The following is a 20,187-nucleotide window of genomic DNA, read 5'->3' as shown; positions in this document are numbered from 1 at the left end:
CTGCCTCGGCAGGGGGCGGGCCCTCGGTCACGCACGGATCCCGTACGGGTCACTGACCGCCGTACGTCTTGCTCATGTTCTGGTACATCGCCTCGGCCGACGGCCCGAGCTGCGGTCCCGCCAGCCAGGTGTTCTCCAGCGGGCCGATCGAGGTGTTCGAGACCAGCTTGGTCTCGCCGTCCACCACCCGGAACCAGCCGCCGCCGGACGAACCGCCGGTCATGGTGCAGCCGATGCGGTACATCGTCGGCAGCGACGGGCTCAGCGACAGCCGGCCGGGGCGGTCGACGCACTTGAACATCTCCAGGCCGTTGTACGGCGCGGCCGCCGGGTAGCCCCAGGCACCCATGCTGGACACCTCGGTCGCCGACGGGGCGGAGAAGTCCACCTCCAGCGCGGCGCCGACGGTCTCCTCCAGCGACTTGCCGCCCTGCTCGGGCTTCACGTGCAGCACCGAGTAGTCGTACGCGGCCCCGTCACCGCCGCTCTCCGAACCACCCTTGATCCACTGGTCCGACGTCGACGCCCAGTCCGCCCACCAGGTGCCGTACGGCGCCATCTCGGTGGTCGTCGCGTTCGCCAGCTCCGCCTCGGACTTGCCGTAGTCGTTGTACGACGGGACGAAGGCGATGTTGCGGTACCAGCCGCCGCTGCCGCCCGCGTGCACGCAGTGGCCCGCCGTCCACACCAGGTTGGACTTCCCGGGGTGGTTCACGTCCTTGACCACCGTGCCGGAGCAGACCATCGAGCCCTCGGGGGAGTCGAAGAAGACCTTCCCCACCGGAGCGGCGTTCTCGTGGTACGGCTTCTCCTCGGCCACGGCCTCGACGGGCGCCGGCTCCGGGTCGGTGGCGCCCTGGTCGGCGGCGGCGTCCTTGGTGGTGACGGTCTTGTCGGCCTCCTTCGCGGACTTCATCCGGTCCGGCTCCCACAGGCCCTCGATCACCGGGTTGACGAAGTCCTTGGCCTCACTGAGCCACTTGTCCCGGTCCCAGTCCTTCCAGCCGCCGTCCTTCCACCGGTCGACGTCGATGCCGTGCTCCTTGAGCCGGTTCGCGAGGCCGGCCGCCGGCCCGCCCTCGCCGCCACCGGTGCCGCCCGCGTCGGCGGCCCCGGAGGTGCCGCCGCCGGGCTTGGCGTCGGCCTCGTCCTGCTCCGTTCCGCCGCAGGCGGTCGCCGTGAGCGTGAGCGCGGCGACCAGACCGGCGGCGGCGAGTGCGGTGCGCCGCCCGCGCCGTGGCCCGGCGGACAAAGATGTGGAACGCATGGTGCGACAACCCCCGTTGAAACGTGTGAACGCGTGAATCTCTGTCATGGGACGCGCGGCGGGGTGCCGGCCTCGGGCCCGACGCACCCCACCGTCCTCACTGGTCGGCGAACTTGCCGCTCACCGCGTCGAACACGCCCTTGGCCTCGTCGCCCAGGCGCGGACCGGCCAGCCAGCCGGCCGTCACCGGGCCGATGGAGGTGTTGGAGACCAGCGCGGGCTTGCCGTCGGAACCGGCGGCGACCCAGCCGCCGCCGGACGAGCCGCCGGTCATGGTGCAGCCGATGCGGTACATCGTCGGGTCGGAGGCGTTGAGCGACAGCCGTCCGGGCTTGTCCTGGCACTGGTACAGCTTCTGGCCGTCGTACGGCGGCGCGGCCGGGTAGCCGATCGCCTTCATGCTCTCGATCTCCGGCACGGCGGGCGCGTCGAAGTCGACCGGCAGCGCGGCGCCGACCGTCTCCTCCAGCGACTTGCCACCGCTGCCCTTCTCCGGCGTCACATGGATCACGGCGAAGTCGTACGAGGCGCCGTCACCACCGGTCGCACCACCCTGCTCGATCCACTGGTCCGAGGTCTGCGCCCAGTCGCCCCACCAGACACCGTAGGGAGCGAGCTCCTCCTTGGTGGCGTTCTGCAGCTCCTCCACCGACTTGTCCGCGTCGTTGTACGACGGGACGAAGGCGATGTTGCGGTACCAGCCGCCGCTCTTGCCGGCGTGCACGCAGTGACCGGCCGTCCACACCATGTTGGACTTGCCGGGGTGGGCCGGGTCCTTCACGACCGTCGCCGAGCACACCATCGAACCCTTGGGGGAGTCGAAGAGGAGCTTGCCGGCCGTGGCGGCGTTGTCGTGGTACTTGGCCGGTACGGCCTCCGCCTCGACGGGCGCGGGCTCCGGGTCGGTGACGCCCTGGTCGCCGGAGATGTCGTTCTCGTCGACCTCCTGGTCCGGCTCCTCGGCGTCCCGCATCCGGTCCGGGTCCCACAGGCCCTCGATGATCGGGTTGACGAAGTCCTGCGCCTCGCGCAGCCAGTCGTCCTTGTTCCAGTTCTTCCAGGCGCCGTTCTTCCAGTCGTCGACGTCGATCCCGTGTTCCTTGAGCTTGTCCTTGATGTCGTCCGGGATCCGGATGCCGCCGTTGCCGTCGTCCGCGGCGGACGCGGAGGCCGAGGCGTCGCCGCCGCCCGCCTCGGGGTCGCCGTCCTCGCACGCCGTGGCGGTGAGCGCGAGCGCCGAGACGAGCGCCACGGCGGCGGCCGCGGAGGAGGTTCCGCGCCGTCCGCGCCTGTTTCCGCGCGTGCTGAACGACGGCCGTATGGATCGCATGGTGTTGACTCCCCCTGCTGTGAACGAACGTGGTGCCGCGGTCGAACCGCCGAACGACGGTGACCGGGAACGGCACCACACACTATGCGGTGGCTGTGGGGGAGTTCCGACGGAACGGCAACGGTTCGGATACAGCCGCCTGACCTGGCACGCGTCGCCCGCCGGGCCGGACCGCCGAGTCGCGGAGCCGGGGCGGACCGTGAAAGCCCCGTGCGAACCCCCGCCGTGGCAACGATCTTCAGGCAGGCCGTAACCCCCTGAACGGTCCTCGGTTGGTAGCGGTGGGGGGCCTGCTGTCCGGACGCGGTCCCCCATGCCGGGAGCGCCCGGCACGCCGGGTCGGGTCCGGGCAGCGGGAGGTCGACGAGCCGTGGCGGGATCCCCGTACGGAGGGTGCGCGGGCGCCGGTGGGAACGCCTGGCCGGTCGTGGCGAGGGAGCCAGCGGTCGGGGCGCCCACGCGGGCGCACGCCACGCGCGTGGGCGCTGGGCAGGGGCGCGGCATGCACGAGGGCGCGGGGCAGGGGAGCGGCATGGCAGGACCAGGGCCGGGGCCCGGGCCCGGGTCGGGGGACGGCGGGCGAAGGGGCGCTCCGAAGCGCCGCGCGGCGCGGGAACCGGCCGCGCGTACCTACGCGCGCGCCCTCCCGGTCGTACCCGTCCGCGCCCGGGGACTCACCATCGAGGGTGCCGACGGCCGCCGTTACCTGGACTGTGTCTCCGGCGCGGGCACCCTGGCCCTCGGCCACAACCACCCCGTCGTCCTCGACGCGATCCGCGCGGTCCTCGACTCGGGCGCGCCCTTGCACGTCATGGACCTCACCACACCGGTCGAGGACGCGTTCGTCACGGAGTTGCTGCGCACCCTGCCGCCGGGACTCGCCGACCGCGCGCGCGTGCGGTTCTGCGGCCCGGCCGGCACGGACCCGGTCGACACCGCCGTCGCGCTGGCCCGCGCCGCCACCGGAAGGACCAGGGTGGTCACCGTCACCGTCACGGACGCCGACGCCGACGCCGACGAGACGGTTCTCGGCGACGGCGACGGCGACGGCAACGGCAACGGCAACGGCGGGCCGGGACGGGAGCGGCCTGCCGGACTCCTCCTGGAACCGGTCCGGAGCGAGGCCGGAGTGCGTCCGGTGCCGGACGGCCTGGTGCGGCGCCTGCGGGCCCGCGCGGCCGAGCGTGCCGTCCCGCTCATCGTCGACGAGACCGGGACGGGCGTCGGCCGGACCGGCGCCTACTGGGCCTTCGAGCACAGCGGAGTCACGCCCGACGTGCTGGTCCTCGCCAGGGCGATCGGCGGCAGCCTCCCACTGGCCGTGGTGGTCCACCGCGAGGACCTGGGCGCACCCGACCGTGCGGCCGGCGCCTTCCGGGGCAATCAACTGGCCCTGGCCGCAGGAGCCGCCACCCTCGCCCACGTCCGCGAGCACCGGCTCGCCGAACACGCCGCCACGCTGGGCGACCGGATGCTGACCGGACTGCGCGCCCTGGCCGCGGAGTTCACGTGCGTCGGCGACGTGCGCGGGCGGGGCCTGATGGCCGGTGTCGAACTGGTGGCACCGGACACCGCGCCCGACGGCACCGCCCATGGCGCCCGCCCCGGGACCGCCGTCCGCCCCGGTACCGCCGCCGATCTCGCCACCGCCGTCCGCCGGGAATGCCTGCGCCGCGGGCTGATCGTGGACGTCACGGGCCCGCGCGCGAACGTCGTACGGCTGTTGCCGCCGCTCATCGTGACCGAGGAGCAGACGTCCGCCGTCCTCGACCGACTCGCCGACGCCGTACGGGCGGTGGACCGCGACCGCCCCGGCGGCTCCGTCCCGTTACGCGGGAAGCGCGGCCCGAGATGAGACCCCACGCCCCGGACACGGCACGCCAGGAGGACCCGCGTTGCACACCGACCCCGCCCCCGAACCGGCCCTCGCGGTCACCTCCACCTCCGGGACGCCGGCTGCTCCTGGGCCTGTTGCCGCTCCGGACGCCGCGCGCGACGCCGCTTCGGAGTCCGACGGAACTCCGGCCACCGCACCACGGCTTGCCCCGGCGCACGCCGACCTCCCCGGGCCGCGGCCCGCGCCGCACACCCGCCAGTCCCCGGCCGACCCCCTGGACGACCCCGATCCCTGCGCCGCCGCCCAGGCCGCGGGCACGGAGAACCTGATCCGCTGCTGGGCCCGTGAGGCCGACGTGTCCGCCCCCGACGACGGCGTCCTCCACGTGCCGCTCCCGGCCTCCGGTACGGCGCTCGTCGTGCCCGTCCGCTACTGGTCCCCGACCGGGGCGCACCGCTTCGGCCCTCCGCGGCTTTCCGGCTCCCCCGCGTCGGCGCCGCCGGTGGACGCGGTCACGCTCGCCGCGCTGCTCGTACGCGAGACGGCCGGTGCCCCGGGGCGGGACGGTCCCGACCTCGTCGCGCGCGTGGCCGACTCCGTCCGCCGCACCGCCGTCTTCCTGCGGGACCGCGCCGGTTCGGGCGAACGCGGCGGAACCGACCTCTTCCTCGCCGCCGAACAGGCGCTGCTCCTCGGACACCCGCTGCATCCCACCCCGAAGAGCCGGGAGGGCCTCACCGAGGACGAGGCACGCCGCTACTCACCTGAGCTGCGCGGCTCCTTCCCCCTGCACTGGCTGGCCGTCGCCCCCTCCGTACTCGGCACCGACTCGGCCTGGACCGAGCGCGGCCGCCCGGTCACCGCGCCCGAGCTCACCGCACGCCTCGCGGCGGACACTCCGGCGGCACCGGAGGGGTATGCGCTCCTGCCCGTGCACCCCTGGCAGTTCCGCGCGGTGCTGCACCGGCCGGACGTCGCCGCCCTCCTGGACGCCGGGCTGGTCAGGGACCTCGGCGCCCGGGGCCCGGCATGGCATCCCACGTCCTCCGTGCGCACCGTCCACCGCGGCGGCGCCCCCGCCATGCTCAAGCTCTCGCTGGGCCTGCACATCACCAACTCCCGCAGGGAGAACCTCCGCAAGGAGCTCCACCGCGGCGTCGAGGTGCACCGCCTGCTGCGCCGCGGCCTGTCCCGCCAGTGGCGGTCGGCCCACCCGGACTTCGACATCGTCCGCGACCCGGCCTGGCTGGCCGTCGACGGGCCCGACGGCACGCCCGTGCGGGGCCTCGACGTCGTCGTCCGGCACAACCCCTTCCGGCCGTCGGACGACGTCTGCTGCGTGGCCTCCCTCGTGGCGCCGCGGCCGCACACCCGGCTGGCCGAAGTGGTCACCCGGCTCGCCGGGCGGTCCGGCCGATCGCGCGGGGCGGTCGCCGTGGAGTGGTTCCTGCGCTACCTCCACCACGTCGTGCGCCCCGTCCTGTGGCTGGACGCCCGCGCGGGGATCGCCCTGGAGGCGCACCAGCAGAACACGCTCGTCCTGCTGGACGCCGACGGCTGGCCCGCGGGCGGCCGCTACCGCGACAACCAGGGCTTCTACTTCCGCGAGTCCCGGCGTGCGGAACTCGACGCCAGGCTCCCCGGGATCGGCGAACACAGCGACACGTTCGTGGCCGACGCCGTCACCGACGAGCGCTTCGCCTACTACCTCGCCGTCAACAACGTGTTCGGTCTCATCGGCACCTTCGGCTCCGAGCGTCTCGCCCCTGAGGGCACGCTGCTGGCGGCCTTCCGCCGCTTCCTCGGTGAGCTGGACTCGGGCCCCGACCCCCAGGGCGGCCCGCTCCCCGCCTACCTGCTCGACTCACCCGTGCTGCGCTGCAAGGCGAATCTGCTGACCCGGCTGCACGGCCTCGACGAACTCGTCGGCCCGGTGGACACCCAGTCCGTCTACGTCACCATCGCCAACCCTCTGCAAGCCTGAGCGGGCCGGGCCGCCCTTCCGAAGGAGCGACACTGTGAATTCCACCGACGCGAGCGCCGACGACACCCTGGACCTGCACCTGCCCGAGGAGTTCGGCGCCCTCTTCCGGACCCCGGCGAACGACCCCGCCCAAGCGGCGACGGCACGCGCGCGTGAGGACCTCCTCGACGGCATCGTCGGCTGGGGGCCGAGCGACACCCCCGCCGGAGTCTTCCATCTGGTCCCCGTCGACCTGGAACGGGACGTCCCGCTCATCGCCCGCTGGATGAACGACCCCGCCGTCGCGGCGTACTGGGAGCTGACCGGCCCGCAGCGCGTGACCGCGGACCACCTGCGGGCCCAGCTGACCGGCGACGGGCGCAGCGTCCCGTGCGTCGGGACGCTGGACGGGGTGCCGATGAGCTACTGGGAGATCTACCGCGCCGACCTCGATCCGCTGGCCCGGTACTGCCCGGTCCGGCCCCACGACACCGGCGTCCACCTGCTGATCGGCGACGGCGCCCACCGCGGGCGGGGCCTCGGAACCGAGCTGATCAGGGCCGTCGCCGACCTCGTCCTCGCGGGCCGACCGGCCTGCACGCGCGTGCTCGCCGAACCCGACGTCCGCAACAGGCCGTCCGTCGCGGCGTTCCTCGGCGCCGGGTTCCGGCCGACGGGGGAGGTGGACCTGCCCACCAAACGCGCCGTCCTCATGATCCGGGCACGCGAGGCACGGGAACAGTCGCCGTGAAGCGCGGCGCCCACCGTATCGGTCGTCCCCGCCCCGTCCCCGCCGGCCGCCCGCCCGTCCCGTGCCGCCGGTCCGTCCCACCCCGTTTCGCCGGCCAGCCGCCCAGGAGCCACCCTTGCCCCGCCTGTCCCCACGGTCACTCACGTCGCTCGCCGCCGCCTCGCGGACCCGTTTGTCAGTCCCGGGCCGTAGGGTGGTCGCGCTATGACGAAGCCCTCACTCCCCGAACTCCTGCACGCCGCCGTCACCGCCGTCGGCGGCACGGAGCGTCCCGGCCAGGTGGCCATGGCCGAAGCCGTCGAGGAAGCCATCGACGGCGGCTCCCACCTGCTCGTCCAGGCCGGCACCGGCACCGGAAAGTCGCTGGGCTACCTGGTGCCCGCGCTGGCGCACGGAGAGCGGGTGGTCGTGGCCACGGCGACCCTGGCCCTGCAGCGCCAGCTGGTCGAGCGGGACCTGCCCCGCACGGTCGACGCGCTCCACCCCCAGCTGCGCCGCCGCCCCGAGTTCGCGATGCTCAAGGGCCGGTCGAACTACCTGTGCCTGCACCGGCTGCACGAGGGCGTTCCGCAGGACGAGGAGGAGGGCCTCTTCGACCAGTTCGAGGCCGCCGCGCCCACCAGCAAGCTGGGCCAGGACCTGCTGCGGATGCGCGACTGGGCGGACGAGACCGAGACCGGCGACCGCGACGACCTCACGCCGGGCGTCTCCGACCGTGCCTGGGCGCAGGTGTCGGTGTCCTCCCGGGAGTGCCTGGGCGCCACGAAGTGCGCCTACGGCGCCGAGTGCTTCGCCGAGTCGGCCCGTGAGCGGGCCAAGCTCTCCGAGGTCGTCGTCACCAACCACGCGCTGCTCGCGATCGACGCCATCGAGGGCGCGCCCGTCCTCCCGCAGCACGAGGTGCTGATCGTCGACGAGGCGCACGAGCTGGTCTCCCGGGTCACCGGAGTCGCCACCGGCGAGCTGACCCCCGGCCAGGTCAACCGTGCGGTGCGCCGCGCCGCGAAGCTGGTGAACGAGAAGGCCGCCGACCAGCTCCAGACCGCCGCGGAGGGCTTCGAGCGGCTGATGGAGCTGGCGCTGCCGGGCCGCCTGGAGGAGATCCCGGAGGACCTCGGCTACGCCCTGATGGCCCTGCGGGACGCCTGCCGCACGGTCATCTCGGCGATCGGGAGCACCCGCGACAAGTCGGTGCAGGACGAGGACGCGGTCCGCAAGCAGGCGCTGGCCTCCGTGGAGTCCGTGCACGACGTCGCGGAGCGGATCACGAACGGCTCCGAGTGGGACGTCGTCTGGTACGAGCGCCACGACCGGTTCGGTGCCTCGCTGCGGGTTGCTCCGATGTCCGTCTCCGGGCTGCTGCGGGAGAAGCTCTTCACCGACCGCTCGGTCGTCCTGACCTCCGCGACCCTGAAGCTGGGCGGCGACTTCAACGGCGTCGGGGCGTCCCTGGGCCTCGCCCCCGAGGGCACCGAGGGCGACGACGTGCCCCAGTGGAAGGGCGTCGACGTGGGCTCGCCCTTCGACTACCGCAAGCAGGGCATCCTCTACGTCGCCAAGCACCTGGCCCGCCCCGCCCGGGACGGCGACCGCGGCGACATGCTCGACGAGCTGACCGAGCTGATCCAGGCGGCGGGCGGCCGCACACTGGGGCTGTTCTCCTCGATGCGCGCGGCCCAGCTGGCCGCCGAGGAGCTGCGCTCGCGGATCCCGGAGTACCCGATCCTCCTCCAGGGCGAGGAGACCCTCGGCGAGCTGATCAAGAACTTCGCCGCCGATCCGCGGACCTGCCTCTTCGGCACCCTGTCCCTGTGGCAGGGCGTCGACGTGCCCGGGCCGAGCTGCCAGCTGGTCGTCATGGACAAGATCCCGTTCCCGCGTCCGGACGACCCTCTGATGAGCGCCCGCCAGAAGGCGGTGGAGGAGGCGGGGGGCAACGGCTTCATGGCGGTCGCCGCCACCCACGCCGCGCTGCTCATGGCGCAGGGCGCCGGCAGGCTGGTCCGCGCTTCGGGCGACCGCGGGGTGGTCGCCGTACTGGACCAGCGGCTGGCGACGGCCCGGTACGGCAGCTATCTGAAGGCGTCGCTGCCCGACTTCTGGTTCACCACGGACCGCAACCAGGTCCGCAAGTCACTCGCCGCGATCGACGCGAAGGCGCGGCAGACCGAGGGCGCCGAGCAGACCGAGCGGGCCGAGCAGACCGAGGGCGACTGATTGCGGTCACTGATTGCGGTCAGGGCGCGGCGCCGGGCGGCCGTGCCCCGGCACCGCCCGGTCCCCGCACAGCGCTGGGCCCCGGAACCGGCGCAGAGGTCCCGGGGCCCGGTCTGGTCGGCGGGGCGCTGTCGCGCGTACCCGCCCGCCGTGGCGCTCAGACGCGACGCAGTACGGCCACCACCTTGCCGAGGATGGTCGCGTCGTCACCGGGAATCGGCTCATACGCCGAGTTGTGCGGGAGGAGCCAGACGTGGCCGTCCTCGCGCTTGAAGCGCTTGACGGTGGCCTCGCCGTCGAGCATCGCGGCCACGATGTCGCCGTTCTCCGCGACCGGCTGACGGCGGACCGTGACCCAGTCGCCGTCGCAGATCGCGGCCTCGATCATCGAGTCGCCGACGACCTTCAGGACGAACAGCTCGCCGTCGCCGACCAGCTGCCGGGGGAGCGGGAAGACGTCCTCGACGGACTCCTCGGCCAGGATCGGACCACCGGCGGCGATCCGGCCGACCAGCGGGACGTACGAGGCGGCCGGCTTTCCTGCGGTGTCGGTGGGCTGCACCGAGGCGGCCTGGTCGGAGCCGCGCACCTCGTAGGCACGCGGGCGGTGCGGGTCCCGGCGCAGGAAGCCCTTGCGCTCCAGTGCCATCAGCTGGTGCGCCACCGACGAGGTGCTGGAGAGGCCGACGGCCTGGCCGATCTCCCGCATCGACGGCGGGTATCCGCGTCGCTGCACGGAGTCGCGGATGACCTCGATCACCCGGCGCTGGCGGTCGGTGAGCCCCGAGCTGTCCGCCCGGATGCCGGGAGGTCGTCCTGGCAGGGAGCGCTTGTGCCCCTCGGGATTCGCGGCGTCGCTCATCGCGTGCACCGGCTCAGGTCGGCCCTGGGGGCGTTCCTGGGCAGTGATGGTGGCACTGTCGGCGGTGGTGGTCACGTCGGCCCCTCTCGATGGTCTCCCTGCTGCACAACGGTAGTAGCTTTCGAAAGGTTGCGCCAAACACACGTTCGAGTGAAAAAACGCGAATCGCTCGCTCGTATTGCATGTCTGGGTGTATGGCTACCGTGGCGCCTGGCGGACAAAAGGGTTCATTGCTGTACTCTTCACCGCCGTGGTGACAACCTCCGGGATGTCGCCCCAGTCTGCCATCCGGCATCCCGTTCGACGGGGCGGGTCTCCCATCTGTTGCGGTAGCCCCACGTCCCCTCCCCGCGGTGCCCACGGTATCTCCGCATGCCCCGGGCGACACGGCCCCGACACGCGTGCAGGGCGTGTATGTATGAGCCAATCCCCACATCTAGTGGTTGGATAGCGAGAGCAGCCCACAAGTTGTGGTCCCCCGGGTCTTCGAGCCCGCCGCGATCGCCTATGCTGGGGGCTGCTTCGAGGGGCCTGAAGGGCCTTTCGAGGCTGTTGAGTCTGCTGTGAGGAGGGTTCGGAGTCCATGCACTGCCCCTTCTGCAGGCACCCCGACAGCCGTGTCGTCGACAGTCGTACGACCGACGACGGCACGTCGATCCGCAGGCGCCGCCAGTGCCCTGACTGCTCCCGTCGGTTCACGACCGTGGAGACGTGCTCGCTCATGGTGGTGAAGCGGTCCGGGGTCACCGAACCGTTCAGCCGGACCAAGGTGATCAACGGTGTGCGCAAGGCCTGTCAGGGCCGGCCCGTCACCGAGGACGCGCTCGCCCAGCTCGGCCAGCGGGTCGAGGAGGCGGTGCGGGCCACCGGAAGCGCCGAGCTGACCACCCACGACGTGGGGCTGGCCATCCTCGGACCGTTGCAGGAGCTCGACCTCGTCGCCTATCTGCGATTCGCCTCCGTCTACCGGGCGTTCGACTCGCTCGAGGACTTCGAGGCCGCGATCACGGAACTGAGGGAGACGACGGGGCACCCCGGCGAGGACGACGACACCGGCACGGGGAGCCAGGAGAACGACCGCGGGCCCACGGGGGCGGGACAGGTCCCCGAGCCCGCAGGCGCCGCCGACTGATCGGCGGGCCGGACCCGGACTTCGGCGCCCGGGCCCGGCCGGACGGCGGCGAGCGAACAAGACCTGTTGCGGGCGGTGCGAGAGATGCCCGCAACACCAGACAGAACACCGTGCTCACGGGAACAATCGGGGCACTTCAGGGCGTTTTCGCCCGTACAGGGAGGCGGCATGACAGAGACGGCGAGCGGTCCGGCACGGAGTTCCCGCGCCAAGGGCACCAAGGCGGGCAAGGGACTCCGCGTCGAGCGCGTCCACACCACTCCCGGCGTCCACCCCTACGACGAGGTGGCCTGGGAGCGTCGTGACGTCGTCATGACCAACTGGCGCGACGGCTCGGTCAACTTCGAGCAGCGTGGCGTCGAGTTCCCCGAGTTCTGGTCGGTGAACGCGGTCAACATCGTCACCAGCAAGTACTTCCGGGGCGCCGTGGGCACCCCGCAGCGCGAGGTGAGCCTGAAGCAGCTCATCGACCGCATCGTGAAGACGTACCGGAAGGCCGGCGAGGACAACAAGTACTTCGCCTCGCCCGCCGACGCCGAGATCTTCGAGCACGAGCTGGCCTACGCCCTCCTGCACCAGATCTTCAGCTTCAACAGCCCGGTGTGGTTCAACGTCGGCACGCCCCAGCCGCAGCAGGTCTCCGCCTGCTTCATCCTGTCCGTCGACGACTCCATGGAGTCGATCCTCGACTGGTACAAGGAAGAGGGCATGATCTTCAAGGGCGGCTCCGGCGCCGGCCTGAACCTCTCCCGGATCCGCTCCTCCAAGGAACTGCTCTCCTCCGGCGGCAACGCCTCGGGACCGGTCTCCTTCATGCGTGGCGCCGACGCCTCCGCCGGCACCATCAAGTCCGGTGGCGCCACCCGCCGCGCGGCCAAGATGGTCATCCTCGACGTCGACCACCCCGACATCGAGGACTTCATCCAGACCAAGGTCTCGGAGGAGGAGAAGATCCGCGCCCTGCGCGACGCGGGCTTCGACATGGACCTGGGCGGCGACGACATCACGTCCGTCCAGTACCAGAACGCCAACAACTCGGTCCGCGTGAACGACACGTTCATGAAGGCCGTGCAGGACGGCGGCAGGTTCGGCCTGACGTCCCGCATGACCGGCGAGGTCATCGAGGAGGTCGACGCCAAGGCGCTCTTCCGCAAGATGGCCGAGGCCGCCTGGGCGTGTGCCGACCCGGGCATCCAGTACGACGACACCATCAACGCCTGGCACACCTGCCCGGAGTCCGGCCGCATCAACGGCTCGAACCCGTGCAGCGAGTACATGCACCTGGACAACACGTCCTGCAACCTCGCCTCGCTGAACCTGATGAAGTTCCTGAAGGACGACGGCAAGGGCAACCAGTCCTTCGACGCCGAGCGCTTCTCCAAGGTCGTCGAGCTGGTCATCACCGCGATGGACATCTCCATCTGCTTCGCGGACTTCCCGACCCAGAAGATCGGCGAGAACACCCGCGCCTTCCGCCAGCTCGGCATCGGCTACGCCAACCTCGGCGCCCTGCTGATGGCGACCGGCCACGCCTACGACTCCGACGGCGGCCGCGCCCTGGCCGGCGCCATCACCTCCCTGATGACCGGCACGTCGTACCGGCGCTCCGCCGAGCTCGCCGCGATCGTCGGCCCCTACGACGGCTACGCCCGCAACGCGAAGCCGCACCTGCGGGTCATGAAGCAGCACTCCGACGAGAACGCCAGGGCCGTCCGCATGGACGACCTCGACACGCCGATCTGGGCCGCCGCCACCGAGGCCTGGCAGGACGTGCTGCGCCTCGGCGAGAAGAACGGCTTCCGCAACTCCCAGGCGTCCGTCATCGCCCCGACCGGCACCATCGGTCTGGCGATGTCCTGCGACACCACCGGCCTCGAGCCCGACCTCGCCCTGGTCAAGTTCAAGAAGCTGGTCGGCGGCGGCTCGATGCAGATCGTCAACGGCACCGTCCCGCAGGCCCTGCGCCGCCTGGGCTACCAGGAGGAGCAGATCGAGGCGATCGTCGCCCACATCGCCGAGAACGGCAACGTGGTCGATGCCCCGGGCCTCGCGCACGAGCACTACGAGGTGTTCGACTGCGCCATGGGCGAGCGCTCCATCTCCGCGATGGGCCACGTCCGCATGATGGCCGCCATCCAGCCGTGGATCTCCGGCGCCCTGTCCAAGACGGTCAACCTGCCGGAGTCGGCGACCGTCGAGGACGTCGAGGAGGTCTACTTCGAGGCCTGGAAGATGGGCGTCAAGGCGCTCGCCATCTACCGCGACAACTGCAAGGTCGGCCAGCCCCTCTCCGCCAAGACCAAGTCCGCCAAGGACGAGAAGGCGGAGATCACCGAGAAGACCGAGGCGGCCATCCGCGAGACGGTCGAGAAGGTCGTCGAGTACCGCCCGGTCCGCAAGCGCCTGCCGAAGGGACGCCCCGGCATCACCACGTCCTTCACCGTCGGCGGCGCCGAGGGCTACATGACCGCCAACTCCTACCCGGACGACGGTCTCGGCGAGGTCTTCCTCAAGATGTCCAAGCAGGGCTCGACCCTCGCGGGCATGATGGACGCCTTCTCCATCGCGGTCTCCGTCGGCCTCCAGTACGGCGTGCCGCTGGAGACGTACGTCTCGAAGTTCACCAACATGCGCTTCGAGCCGGCCGGCATGACGGACGACCCGGACGTGCGGATGGCGCAGTCGATCGTCGACTACATCTTCCGCCGCCTGGCGCTGGACTTCCTGCCCTTCGAGACGCGCTCCGCGCTCGGCATCCACTCCGCCGAGGAGCGCCAGCGCCACCTGGAGACCGGGTCGTACGAGCCGTCCGACGACGAGCTGGACGTCGAGGGCCTGGCCCAGTCGGCGCCCCGCGCCCAGGAGCTGGTGGCCGTCGCCACGCCTAAGGCTGAGGCCGAGGCCGCCAAGCCCGCTCCGCAGCAGGCGCACACCAGCGCCGAGCTGGTGGAGATGCAGCTGGGCATCCAGGCCGACGCCCCGCTCTGCTTCTCCTGCGGCACGAAGATGCAGCGCGCCGGCTCCTGCTACATCTGCGAGGGCTGCGGCTCGACCAGCGGTTGCAGCTGACGCGTAGTCGTCCCAGCCGTCCATGAGTAAGGGGCGCCCGCCAATGGTGGGCGCCCCTTACTCATGCACCGGCGGCGTCAGGGCCGCCGTGCCGCGCCCATCACCCGGGTGAACGCCGCGGGATCGCCGTCGAAGCCGCGCACGCCGGCGCGGAACTCCCACGCCCCCGCCTCGTCCCGGACGAACTCCGCGACCGTCGCCGCGGTGGCGGCCAAAACGCCGGCGAAGTCCTCCGCGGCCAGGTCCGTGTAGCCCTCGCGGATGCGCAGGCCCGGGCCGGCCACGTCGCGGAAGGTCCGCTCCTCGGTGTGCTGCTGGATGGCGACGCCCACCACCACGCGCGCGTACCGGGCGTCCAGCCGCTCCAGCTCCAGGGTCATGACCTCGTCGAAACCGAAGCCCTTGCCGTCCTTGCTGTCCCGGTTGAGGTAGATCGTGCCGTCGGGCGAGCGGCTGTCGAAGTGCACCACGTAGACCGGGGCCCCGTAAGGGTCACCGGCCGGATAGGTCCCGGCGACGAGGTCCAGATCGGTGGGTGGCTCTCCCGCCGGACTCGGGTCCCACCGCAGCGCGACCTCGACCTTGCCCATGCCCTTGCTGAGGCCGTTCACAGACTTCCCCTTCCCAGGTCCCCCCGCCCCGCCCGGGCCACCTGAACTGCCGGGCGATGGCGGCCGGTTGCCCATCCTGCCACGCACCGGGACGGGGGTGCGGTCAAGCGGTCCCGCGGAGACCGACCGGCGCCGGGTTCCCTGGCCTTACCATGGCGCGGTGCTGGTCAAGTGGATTCGCTGCACCGTGGTGGACCGCCGCGGTTTCGAGCGGGGGCAGCGGAAGTGGGCGGGGCTTCCGGGGGAGCCGGGTTTTCGGGGACAGGGGGGTGGCTGGAGCCGGGGGCGGCCGGACGTGGCGCACGTCTTCGCCTTCTGGGAGAGCCGTGCCTTCTACGACTCCTTCATGGCCCGCTCCCACGACAGGCTGGCCTCGGCCCAGGTGGGCACCTTCAAGGACGCCCGGGTCAGGCTCTTCGACTACCGCTTCGACGTGAAGACCGGCTTCGAGCCGCGTTTCACCGACGCCGACCTGCTGCGGGTGGCGCTGTGCCGGGTCCACGAGGAGCGGTCGGAGCACTACGTCCTCATGCAGGAGAAGGTCTGGAACCCGGCGATGGCCGGCTCGCCGGGCATGATCCGCGGCCTGTTCGGCGAGGCCCCGGGGAACGGGTACAACGAGTACCTCGTGCTGTCCATGTGGCTGTCGGCCGCCGAACACGGGAAGTACCGCACCGAGCGGGTGGAGCGGCTCGCCCTGCGCGCCCAGACGGAGGCCGACATCGCGGCGCTGACGGGCGACATCGTGCAACTGGAACCGTCCTGGACCGTTTGAACGTTTGAACGTTTGAACTGAACGTTTGAGCTCCGGACCCGCATACCTCTCCCAGGTGTGGAAACTGTGTGACGTACGCCGTACGGGGCCCGTACGGATGCTTGGTTCCGCAGGTCTCGATCTAGGGTTCTGGCATGGCACGACCACGGCGCATCGTTCTTGTCCGGCACGGCGAGTCGACCGGCAACGTCGATGACACCGTGTACGAGCGCGAACCCGACCACGCGCTCGCCCTCACCGACCGAGGGCGGGCGCAGGCCGAGGGGACCGGCAAGGGGCTGCGCGAGGTGTTCGGCAGCGAGCGGATCAGCGTGTACGTCTCCCCGTACCGCCGCACCCACGAGACGCTCAGCGCCTTCCGCCTCGACCCGGACCTCATACGGATACGGGAGGAGCCCCGGCTGCGGGAGCAGGACTGGGGAAACTGGCAGGACCGCGACGACGTGCGCCTGCAGAAGGCCTACCGCGACGCCTACGGGCACTTCTTCTACCGCTTCGCCCAGGGCGAGTCCGGCGCCGACGTGTACGACCGGGTCGGCGGCTTCCTGGAGAGCCTGTTCCGCAGCTTCGAGGACCCCGACCATCCCCCGAACGTGCTGCTGGTGACGCACGGGCTGGCCATGCGGCTGTTCTGCATGAGGTGGTTCCACTGGACGGTCGCGGAGTTCGAGTCGCTGTCCAACCCCGGGAACGCCGAGATGCGGATGCTCGTTCTCGGTGAGGACGGCAAGTACAGCCTTGACCGGCCCTTCGAACGCTGGCGAGATCCGGAACCGTACGGGATCACCGGATAGAGTGGCGGGGCGATGACCCTTCATTCTTCTTCTGACGGGCGCCTGGACCGCGCCCTTTCCAGCCTGCGCGGACTTTCGGTGGGGGACGCGCTCGGCTCCCAGTTCTTTGTTCCCGCGAACTACCCGCTGCTGGGGCGCCGCGAGCTGCCGTCCGGTACCTGGCAGTGGACGGACGACACGGAGATGGCCTGTTCCGTCGTCTCCGTCCTGGCCGCCCACCACCGCATCGACCAGGACGCCCTGGCACACTCCTTCGCCCACCACCACGACTTCGACCGGGGATACGGTCCCGCGGTCAACCGGCTGCTGCGGCTGGTCCGCGAAGGCGGCGACTGGCGCGAGCTGGCCGCGGCGCTGTTCAACGGCCAGGGCTCCTGGGGCAACGGCGCCGCCATGCGCATCGCCCCGCTCGGCGCCTGGTACGCGGACGACCCGGAGCAGGCGACCCACCAGGCGGAGATCTCGGCCTACCCGACACACCAGCACCGTGAGGCCGTGGTCGGGGCCATGGCCGTCGCGGCGGCCGCGGCGCTGGCCGCCGATCCGGCCGGTCCGCCCGCCGCGCACACGCTCCTCGACGGGGTGATCGCGCTCGTACCGAAGAGCGCGGTGGGCGCAGGGCTGCGACGCGCCCGGGACATGCTCGACTACGCCGACGCGGCCACGGTCGCGGCGGTCCTGGGCTGCGGTCGGCGTACGACCGCCCATGACACGGTCCCCTTCGCCCTCTGGTCCGCGGCGCGCGCCCTCCGGGACTACGAGACGGCGTTCTGGACCACTGCCCAGGTCGGCGGGGACGTGGACACCACCTGTGCCATCGTGGGCGGGGTGATCGCGGCCGGCAGGGCGGGGGCGCCCCCGGCCGAGTGGGCGGACCGGGTCGAGGCGCTGCCCGCCTGGATGACGACGTCGGCCTGACCGGCCCCTCGGCAAAAACTCTCCGTGTGCGTTGGGAACTCTGCGTGACCGCCTGCGCGTTGTCATGACAACCGCTGTCCGGGGCACGGCCTCCGGGCATACAGGAAGGTCATGGGGGTGGGACGTGGACGCGCTGTCGGTGTTGGCCGCGCTGCTGTCCGTCGCCGTCGTGGCCTTTGCCGCCCCGCTCGGCCGGCCGAGCGGGGCGGCGCCTTCAAGTGCCAGCAGTGCGGGGGTGTCAGCCCATACCTGGCCCGGCCGTGCCGGACAGGGCGTCCAGGTCGCTCTTGCGCACCCGTATCACCAGCCAGGCCGTCGCCAGGGCGAGTACGGCCATGGCCGCCGCCGGGATGAAGGCGGCCGAGATGCCCTGTGCCAGCACGTCGTGCGACCAAGGCGCGGGCAGTTGATGCGTCTGGGCGAACTCCGCCTTCTGCTCCGGCGAACCGTTGGTGAGGAAGTCGGGCACCTGCTTCTCCGCCTCGTCCTTGCTGGCCGTGCCGAAGACCGTCGTCAGGATGGCGAGGCCGATCGATCCGCCCACCTGCTGCATCGCGTTGAGCAGGCCCGACGCCGCGCCCGCCTCGTGCTGGGCGACGCCGGAGACCGCGGTCAGCGTCAGCGTGACGAAGTTCAGCCCCATGCCGAAGCCGAAGATCAGCATCGGTCCCAGGATTCCGCCGACATACGAGCTGTCGGAGCTGATGAGGGCCTGCCAGCCGAGCCCGAGCGCCGCGAGCGCCGAGCCCGCGATCATGAACGGCTTGGGGCCGAACACGGGCAGGAAGCGCTGCGACAGTCCGGCGCCGAGCGCGATCACGACCGTGACCGGGAGGAAGGCCAGTCCGGCCTCGATGGGGGTGTAGCCGAGCACGTTCTGCACGAACAGCACGATGTAGAAGAACATGCCGAACATCGCCGCGGCCAGGCTCAGCATGATCACGTACGTGCCGGAGCGGTTGCGGTCGGCGAACATCTTCAGCGGGGTGATCGGTTCCTTGGCCCGCTGTTCGATGAGGACGAAGGCCAGCAGCAGGACCGCGGCGGCCGCGAAGGAGCCGATGGTCAGGTTGTCCCGCCAGCCCTCGTCCGCGGCCCGGATGAAGCCGTAGACGAGAGACGCCATACCCGCAGTCGAGGTGACCGCCCCGGCGATGTCGAAGCGGCCGGAGTGCCGTTCGGACTCGCTGATGTACAGCGGCGCGAGCACGGCGATCAGTACGCCGATCGGGACGTTGACGAAGAGCACCCAGCGCCAGTCGAGCCACTCGGTGAGCATGCCGCCCGCCAGCAGGCCGATCGCACCGCCACCCGCGGAGACGGCGGCGAAGACGCCGAAGGCCCGGTTGCGTTCCGGCCCCTCGGGGAAGGTGGTGGTGATAAGGGCCAGCGACGTGGGCGACGCGATCGCGCCTCCCATGCCCTGCAGGACGCGCGCGGCCAGCAGCTGCCAGGGTTCCTGGGCGAAGCCGCCGAGCAGCGAGGCGAAGGTGAACAGCAGGATGCCCGTCATGAAGACCCGGCGCCTGCCGAGGATGTCACCGGCTCGGCCGCCGAGCAGGAGCAGACCGCCGAAGGTGAGCGTGTAGGCGCTGACGACCCAGGTGAGGTCCGTGGTGCTGAACTCGAGCGCGTTCTGGATGTGCGGGAGCGCGATGTTCACAATCGTCGCGTCGAGTACGACCATGAGTTGGCAGGCCGCGATGACGGCGAGTGCGATGCCGGGATGCCCCTCCCGGCGGGCCGCTCCCGGCTTCTTGTCTTTGATCAGAGAAGAGGTTGTCACTATGTGTCCCCCACGGACGATTTAGTGAACGCTCGCGTTCACTGTTGCTTCAACGTTAGTGACCCGGAGACAGTGAACGCAACCGTTCACTTTTTGTGTCGTCGCGCGTCCGGTCCCCGTCGCGGTCGCGCGATGCGTGCCTCATCCCCGAATACCCGTTTTCACCGCTTTCTGGAGACCTCCGACATGGTTGCTTCGCACTGGGCGTCCGCCTCCGCCCAGACGCCCTCCCGCCGGCGTGGTGCGGTCCTGGAGCGCGCGATCCTCGAGGCCGCGCTGGACCAGCTCGGGACCGTCGGCTGGAACGGCCTGACGATGGAGGGGGTGGCCGCGGGCGCGCAGACCGGCAAGGCCGCCGTCTACCGGCGCTGGCCCTCCAAGGAAGACCTCGTCGCGGAGGCGCTGCGGTCAGGGCTGCCGGACTTCGACACGGCCCCCGACTGTGGCAGCGTGCGCGAGGACCTGCTGGAGCTGTGCCGCAGGGCGCGCGACGCGATGTTCTCCCGACCCGGATTCGCTCTGCGTTCCGTGATTCACGAATGCGATGCCGCGCAGGCCGAACGCTTCCATGCGGTAATCGTCAAGGGGGTTGTCGAGCCGACCCTCAAGCTGCTCCGTGAGGTCATCGAGCGCGGAACGGAGCGGGGAGACGTCCGGCGCGACGCGGTCAACGGATACGTCTGCGACGCCATCCCGGCGATGATGATGTACCGCTCCAAGATTTGTGCAAGTGAATGGACGGATCGCGAGCTCGAGGAAATGATCGACCAGTTGATGATCCCGCTGCTGCGGCCCGGCAGCCCCTGACCCCGGGCGGCCAGAAGGCCGTTCCCGCTTTGGGCGACCGGGGTGTCGCCCGGCGATCGCAGCGGCGT

Annotated in this window: 15 protein-coding genes; 10 read left to right on the top strand and 5 right to left on the bottom strand. The window is 71.4% G+C overall.

Annotated elements, in window-relative coordinates:
• Nucleotides 1-49 precede the first annotated feature (49 nt).
• Nucleotides 50-1,267, bottom strand: a complete 1,218-nt coding sequence (locus ACFV9J_RS32420; RefSeq protein WP_385360201.1) for a trypsin-like serine peptidase — start codon at nucleotides 1,265-1,267, stop codon at nucleotides 50-52.
• Between the two features lie 97 nt (nucleotides 1,268-1,364).
• On the bottom strand, nucleotides 1,365-2,597 hold the full coding sequence (locus ACFV9J_RS32415) for a trypsin-like serine peptidase (protein WP_385360198.1): 1,233 nt from the start codon (nucleotides 2,595-2,597) through the stop codon (nucleotides 1,365-1,367).
• A 532-nt stretch (nucleotides 2,598-3,129) separates the two neighbouring features.
• Between ACFV9J_RS32415 and ACFV9J_RS32410 the strand changes: the two genes are divergently transcribed.
• The 4 genes from ACFV9J_RS32410 to ACFV9J_RS32395 all read left to right on the top strand — a co-directional run bounded on the left by ACFV9J_RS32410 (nucleotide 3,130) and on the right by ACFV9J_RS32395 (nucleotide 9,365).
• Nucleotides 3,130-4,452: an aminotransferase class III-fold pyridoxal phosphate-dependent enzyme gene (locus ACFV9J_RS32410; protein ID WP_385360196.1), complete on the top strand. Its 1,323-nt coding sequence runs from the start codon at nucleotides 3,130-3,132 to the stop codon at nucleotides 4,450-4,452.
• Nucleotides 4,453-4,492: 40 nt separating this feature from the next.
• On the top strand, nucleotides 4,493-6,418 hold the full coding sequence (locus tag ACFV9J_RS32405) for an IucA/IucC family protein (protein ID WP_385360193.1): 1,926 nt from the start codon (nucleotides 4,493-4,495) through the stop codon (nucleotides 6,416-6,418).
• Nucleotides 6,419-6,452: 34 nt separating this feature from the next.
• Complete coding sequence (locus ACFV9J_RS32400; RefSeq protein WP_385360191.1) at nucleotides 6,453-7,148, top strand: GNAT family N-acetyltransferase; 696 nt, start codon at nucleotides 6,453-6,455, stop codon at nucleotides 7,146-7,148.
• Nucleotides 7,149-7,352: 204 nt separating this feature from the next.
• Nucleotides 7,353-9,365: an ATP-dependent DNA helicase gene (locus tag ACFV9J_RS32395; protein ID WP_385360189.1), complete on the top strand. Its 2,013-nt coding sequence runs from the start codon at nucleotides 7,353-7,355 to the stop codon at nucleotides 9,363-9,365.
• Between the two features lie 157 nt (nucleotides 9,366-9,522).
• On the opposite strand, the gene lexA is transcribed toward ACFV9J_RS32395, so the two are convergent.
• Nucleotides 9,523-10,302 (bottom strand): transcriptional repressor LexA, encoded by a 780-nt coding sequence (gene lexA, locus ACFV9J_RS32390; protein WP_003973219.1) that lies wholly within the window; start codon nucleotides 10,300-10,302, stop codon nucleotides 9,523-9,525.
• A 508-nt stretch (nucleotides 10,303-10,810) separates the two neighbouring features.
• Between lexA and nrdR the strand changes: the two genes are divergently transcribed.
• The gene (gene nrdR / locus ACFV9J_RS32385; protein WP_164278463.1) at nucleotides 10,811-11,359 is read left to right on the top strand and encodes a transcriptional regulator NrdR; all 549 of its coding nucleotides are present in this window, start codon (nucleotides 10,811-10,813) and stop codon (nucleotides 11,357-11,359) included.
• A gap of 168 nt (nucleotides 11,360-11,527) precedes the next feature.
• Nucleotides 11,528-14,428, top strand: a complete 2,901-nt coding sequence (locus ACFV9J_RS32380; RefSeq protein WP_385360185.1) for a vitamin B12-dependent ribonucleotide reductase — start codon at nucleotides 11,528-11,530, stop codon at nucleotides 14,426-14,428.
• Nucleotides 14,429-14,505: 77 nt separating this feature from the next.
• On the opposite strand, the gene ACFV9J_RS32375 is transcribed toward ACFV9J_RS32380, so the two are convergent.
• Complete coding sequence (locus tag ACFV9J_RS32375; RefSeq protein ID WP_385360183.1) at nucleotides 14,506-15,039, bottom strand: TerD family protein; 534 nt, start codon at nucleotides 15,037-15,039, stop codon at nucleotides 14,506-14,508.
• Nucleotides 15,040-15,199: 160 nt separating this feature from the next.
• Between ACFV9J_RS32375 and ACFV9J_RS32370 the strand changes: the two genes are divergently transcribed.
• The 3 genes from ACFV9J_RS32370 (at nucleotide 15,200) to ACFV9J_RS32360 (ending at nucleotide 17,526) form a co-directional block, all read left to right on the top strand.
• Nucleotides 15,200-15,814, top strand: coding sequence for a YdbC family protein (locus tag ACFV9J_RS32370; RefSeq protein ID WP_385360181.1), 615 nt, complete (start codon nucleotides 15,200-15,202; stop codon nucleotides 15,812-15,814).
• A 134-nt stretch (nucleotides 15,815-15,948) separates the two neighbouring features.
• Nucleotides 15,949-16,608 (top strand): histidine phosphatase family protein, encoded by a 660-nt coding sequence (locus ACFV9J_RS32365; protein WP_385360179.1) that lies wholly within the window; start codon nucleotides 15,949-15,951, stop codon nucleotides 16,606-16,608.
• A 12-nt stretch (nucleotides 16,609-16,620) separates the two neighbouring features.
• Nucleotides 16,621-17,526, top strand: coding sequence for an ADP-ribosylglycohydrolase family protein (locus ACFV9J_RS32360; RefSeq protein WP_385360177.1), 906 nt, complete (start codon nucleotides 16,621-16,623; stop codon nucleotides 17,524-17,526).
• 238 nt (nucleotides 17,527-17,764) lie between these two features.
• Here ACFV9J_RS32360 and ACFV9J_RS32355 read toward each other — a convergent pair whose 3' ends face one another.
• Nucleotides 17,765-19,312 carry an MFS transporter gene (locus ACFV9J_RS32355; protein WP_385360175.1) on the bottom strand — a complete coding sequence of 516 codons (1,548 nt, stop codon included), beginning with the start codon at nucleotides 19,310-19,312 and terminating at the stop codon, nucleotides 17,765-17,767.
• A 186-nt stretch (nucleotides 19,313-19,498) separates the two neighbouring features.
• Here ACFV9J_RS32355 and ACFV9J_RS32350 point away from each other — a divergent pair, with 186 nt between their 5' ends.
• Nucleotides 19,499-20,119, top strand: coding sequence for a TetR/AcrR family transcriptional regulator (locus ACFV9J_RS32350; protein ID WP_385360173.1), 621 nt, complete (start codon nucleotides 19,499-19,501; stop codon nucleotides 20,117-20,119).
• Nucleotides 20,120-20,187 lie beyond the last annotated feature (68 nt).

This window comes from Streptomyces sp. NPDC059906 (assembly GCF_042730645.1).
Classification (GTDB): Bacteria; Actinomycetota; Actinomycetes; order Streptomycetales; family Streptomycetaceae; genus Streptomyces; species Streptomyces rubrogriseus.
Note: the sequence above shows the minus strand (reverse complement) of the source record. Positions and strands in the feature narration are given on the sequence as shown.

Coding starts and splice junctions, on each gene's coding strand:
- ACFV9J_RS32420 (WP_385360201.1), bottom strand. CDS start 1,267: ATGCGTTCCACATCTTTGTCCGCCGGGCCACGGCGCGGGCGGCGCACC.
- ACFV9J_RS32415 (WP_385360198.1), bottom strand. CDS start 2,597: ATGCGATCCATACGGCCGTCGTTCAGCACGCGCGGAAACAGGCGCGGA.
- ACFV9J_RS32410 (WP_385360196.1), top strand. CDS start 3,130: ATGGCAGGACCAGGGCCGGGGCCCGGGCCCGGGTCGGGGGACGGCGGG.
- ACFV9J_RS32395 (WP_385360189.1), top strand. CDS start 7,353: ATGACGAAGCCCTCACTCCCCGAACTCCTGCACGCCGCCGTCACCGCC.
- nrdR (WP_164278463.1), top strand. CDS start 10,811: ATGCACTGCCCCTTCTGCAGGCACCCCGACAGCCGTGTCGTCGACAGT.
- ACFV9J_RS32380 (WP_385360185.1), top strand. CDS start 11,528: ATGACAGAGACGGCGAGCGGTCCGGCACGGAGTTCCCGCGCCAAGGGC.
- ACFV9J_RS32365 (WP_385360179.1), top strand. CDS start 15,949: ATGGCACGACCACGGCGCATCGTTCTTGTCCGGCACGGCGAGTCGACC.
- ACFV9J_RS32360 (WP_385360177.1), top strand. CDS start 16,621: ATGACCCTTCATTCTTCTTCTGACGGGCGCCTGGACCGCGCCCTTTCC.
- ACFV9J_RS32350 (WP_385360173.1), top strand. CDS start 19,499: ATGGTTGCTTCGCACTGGGCGTCCGCCTCCGCCCAGACGCCCTCCCGC.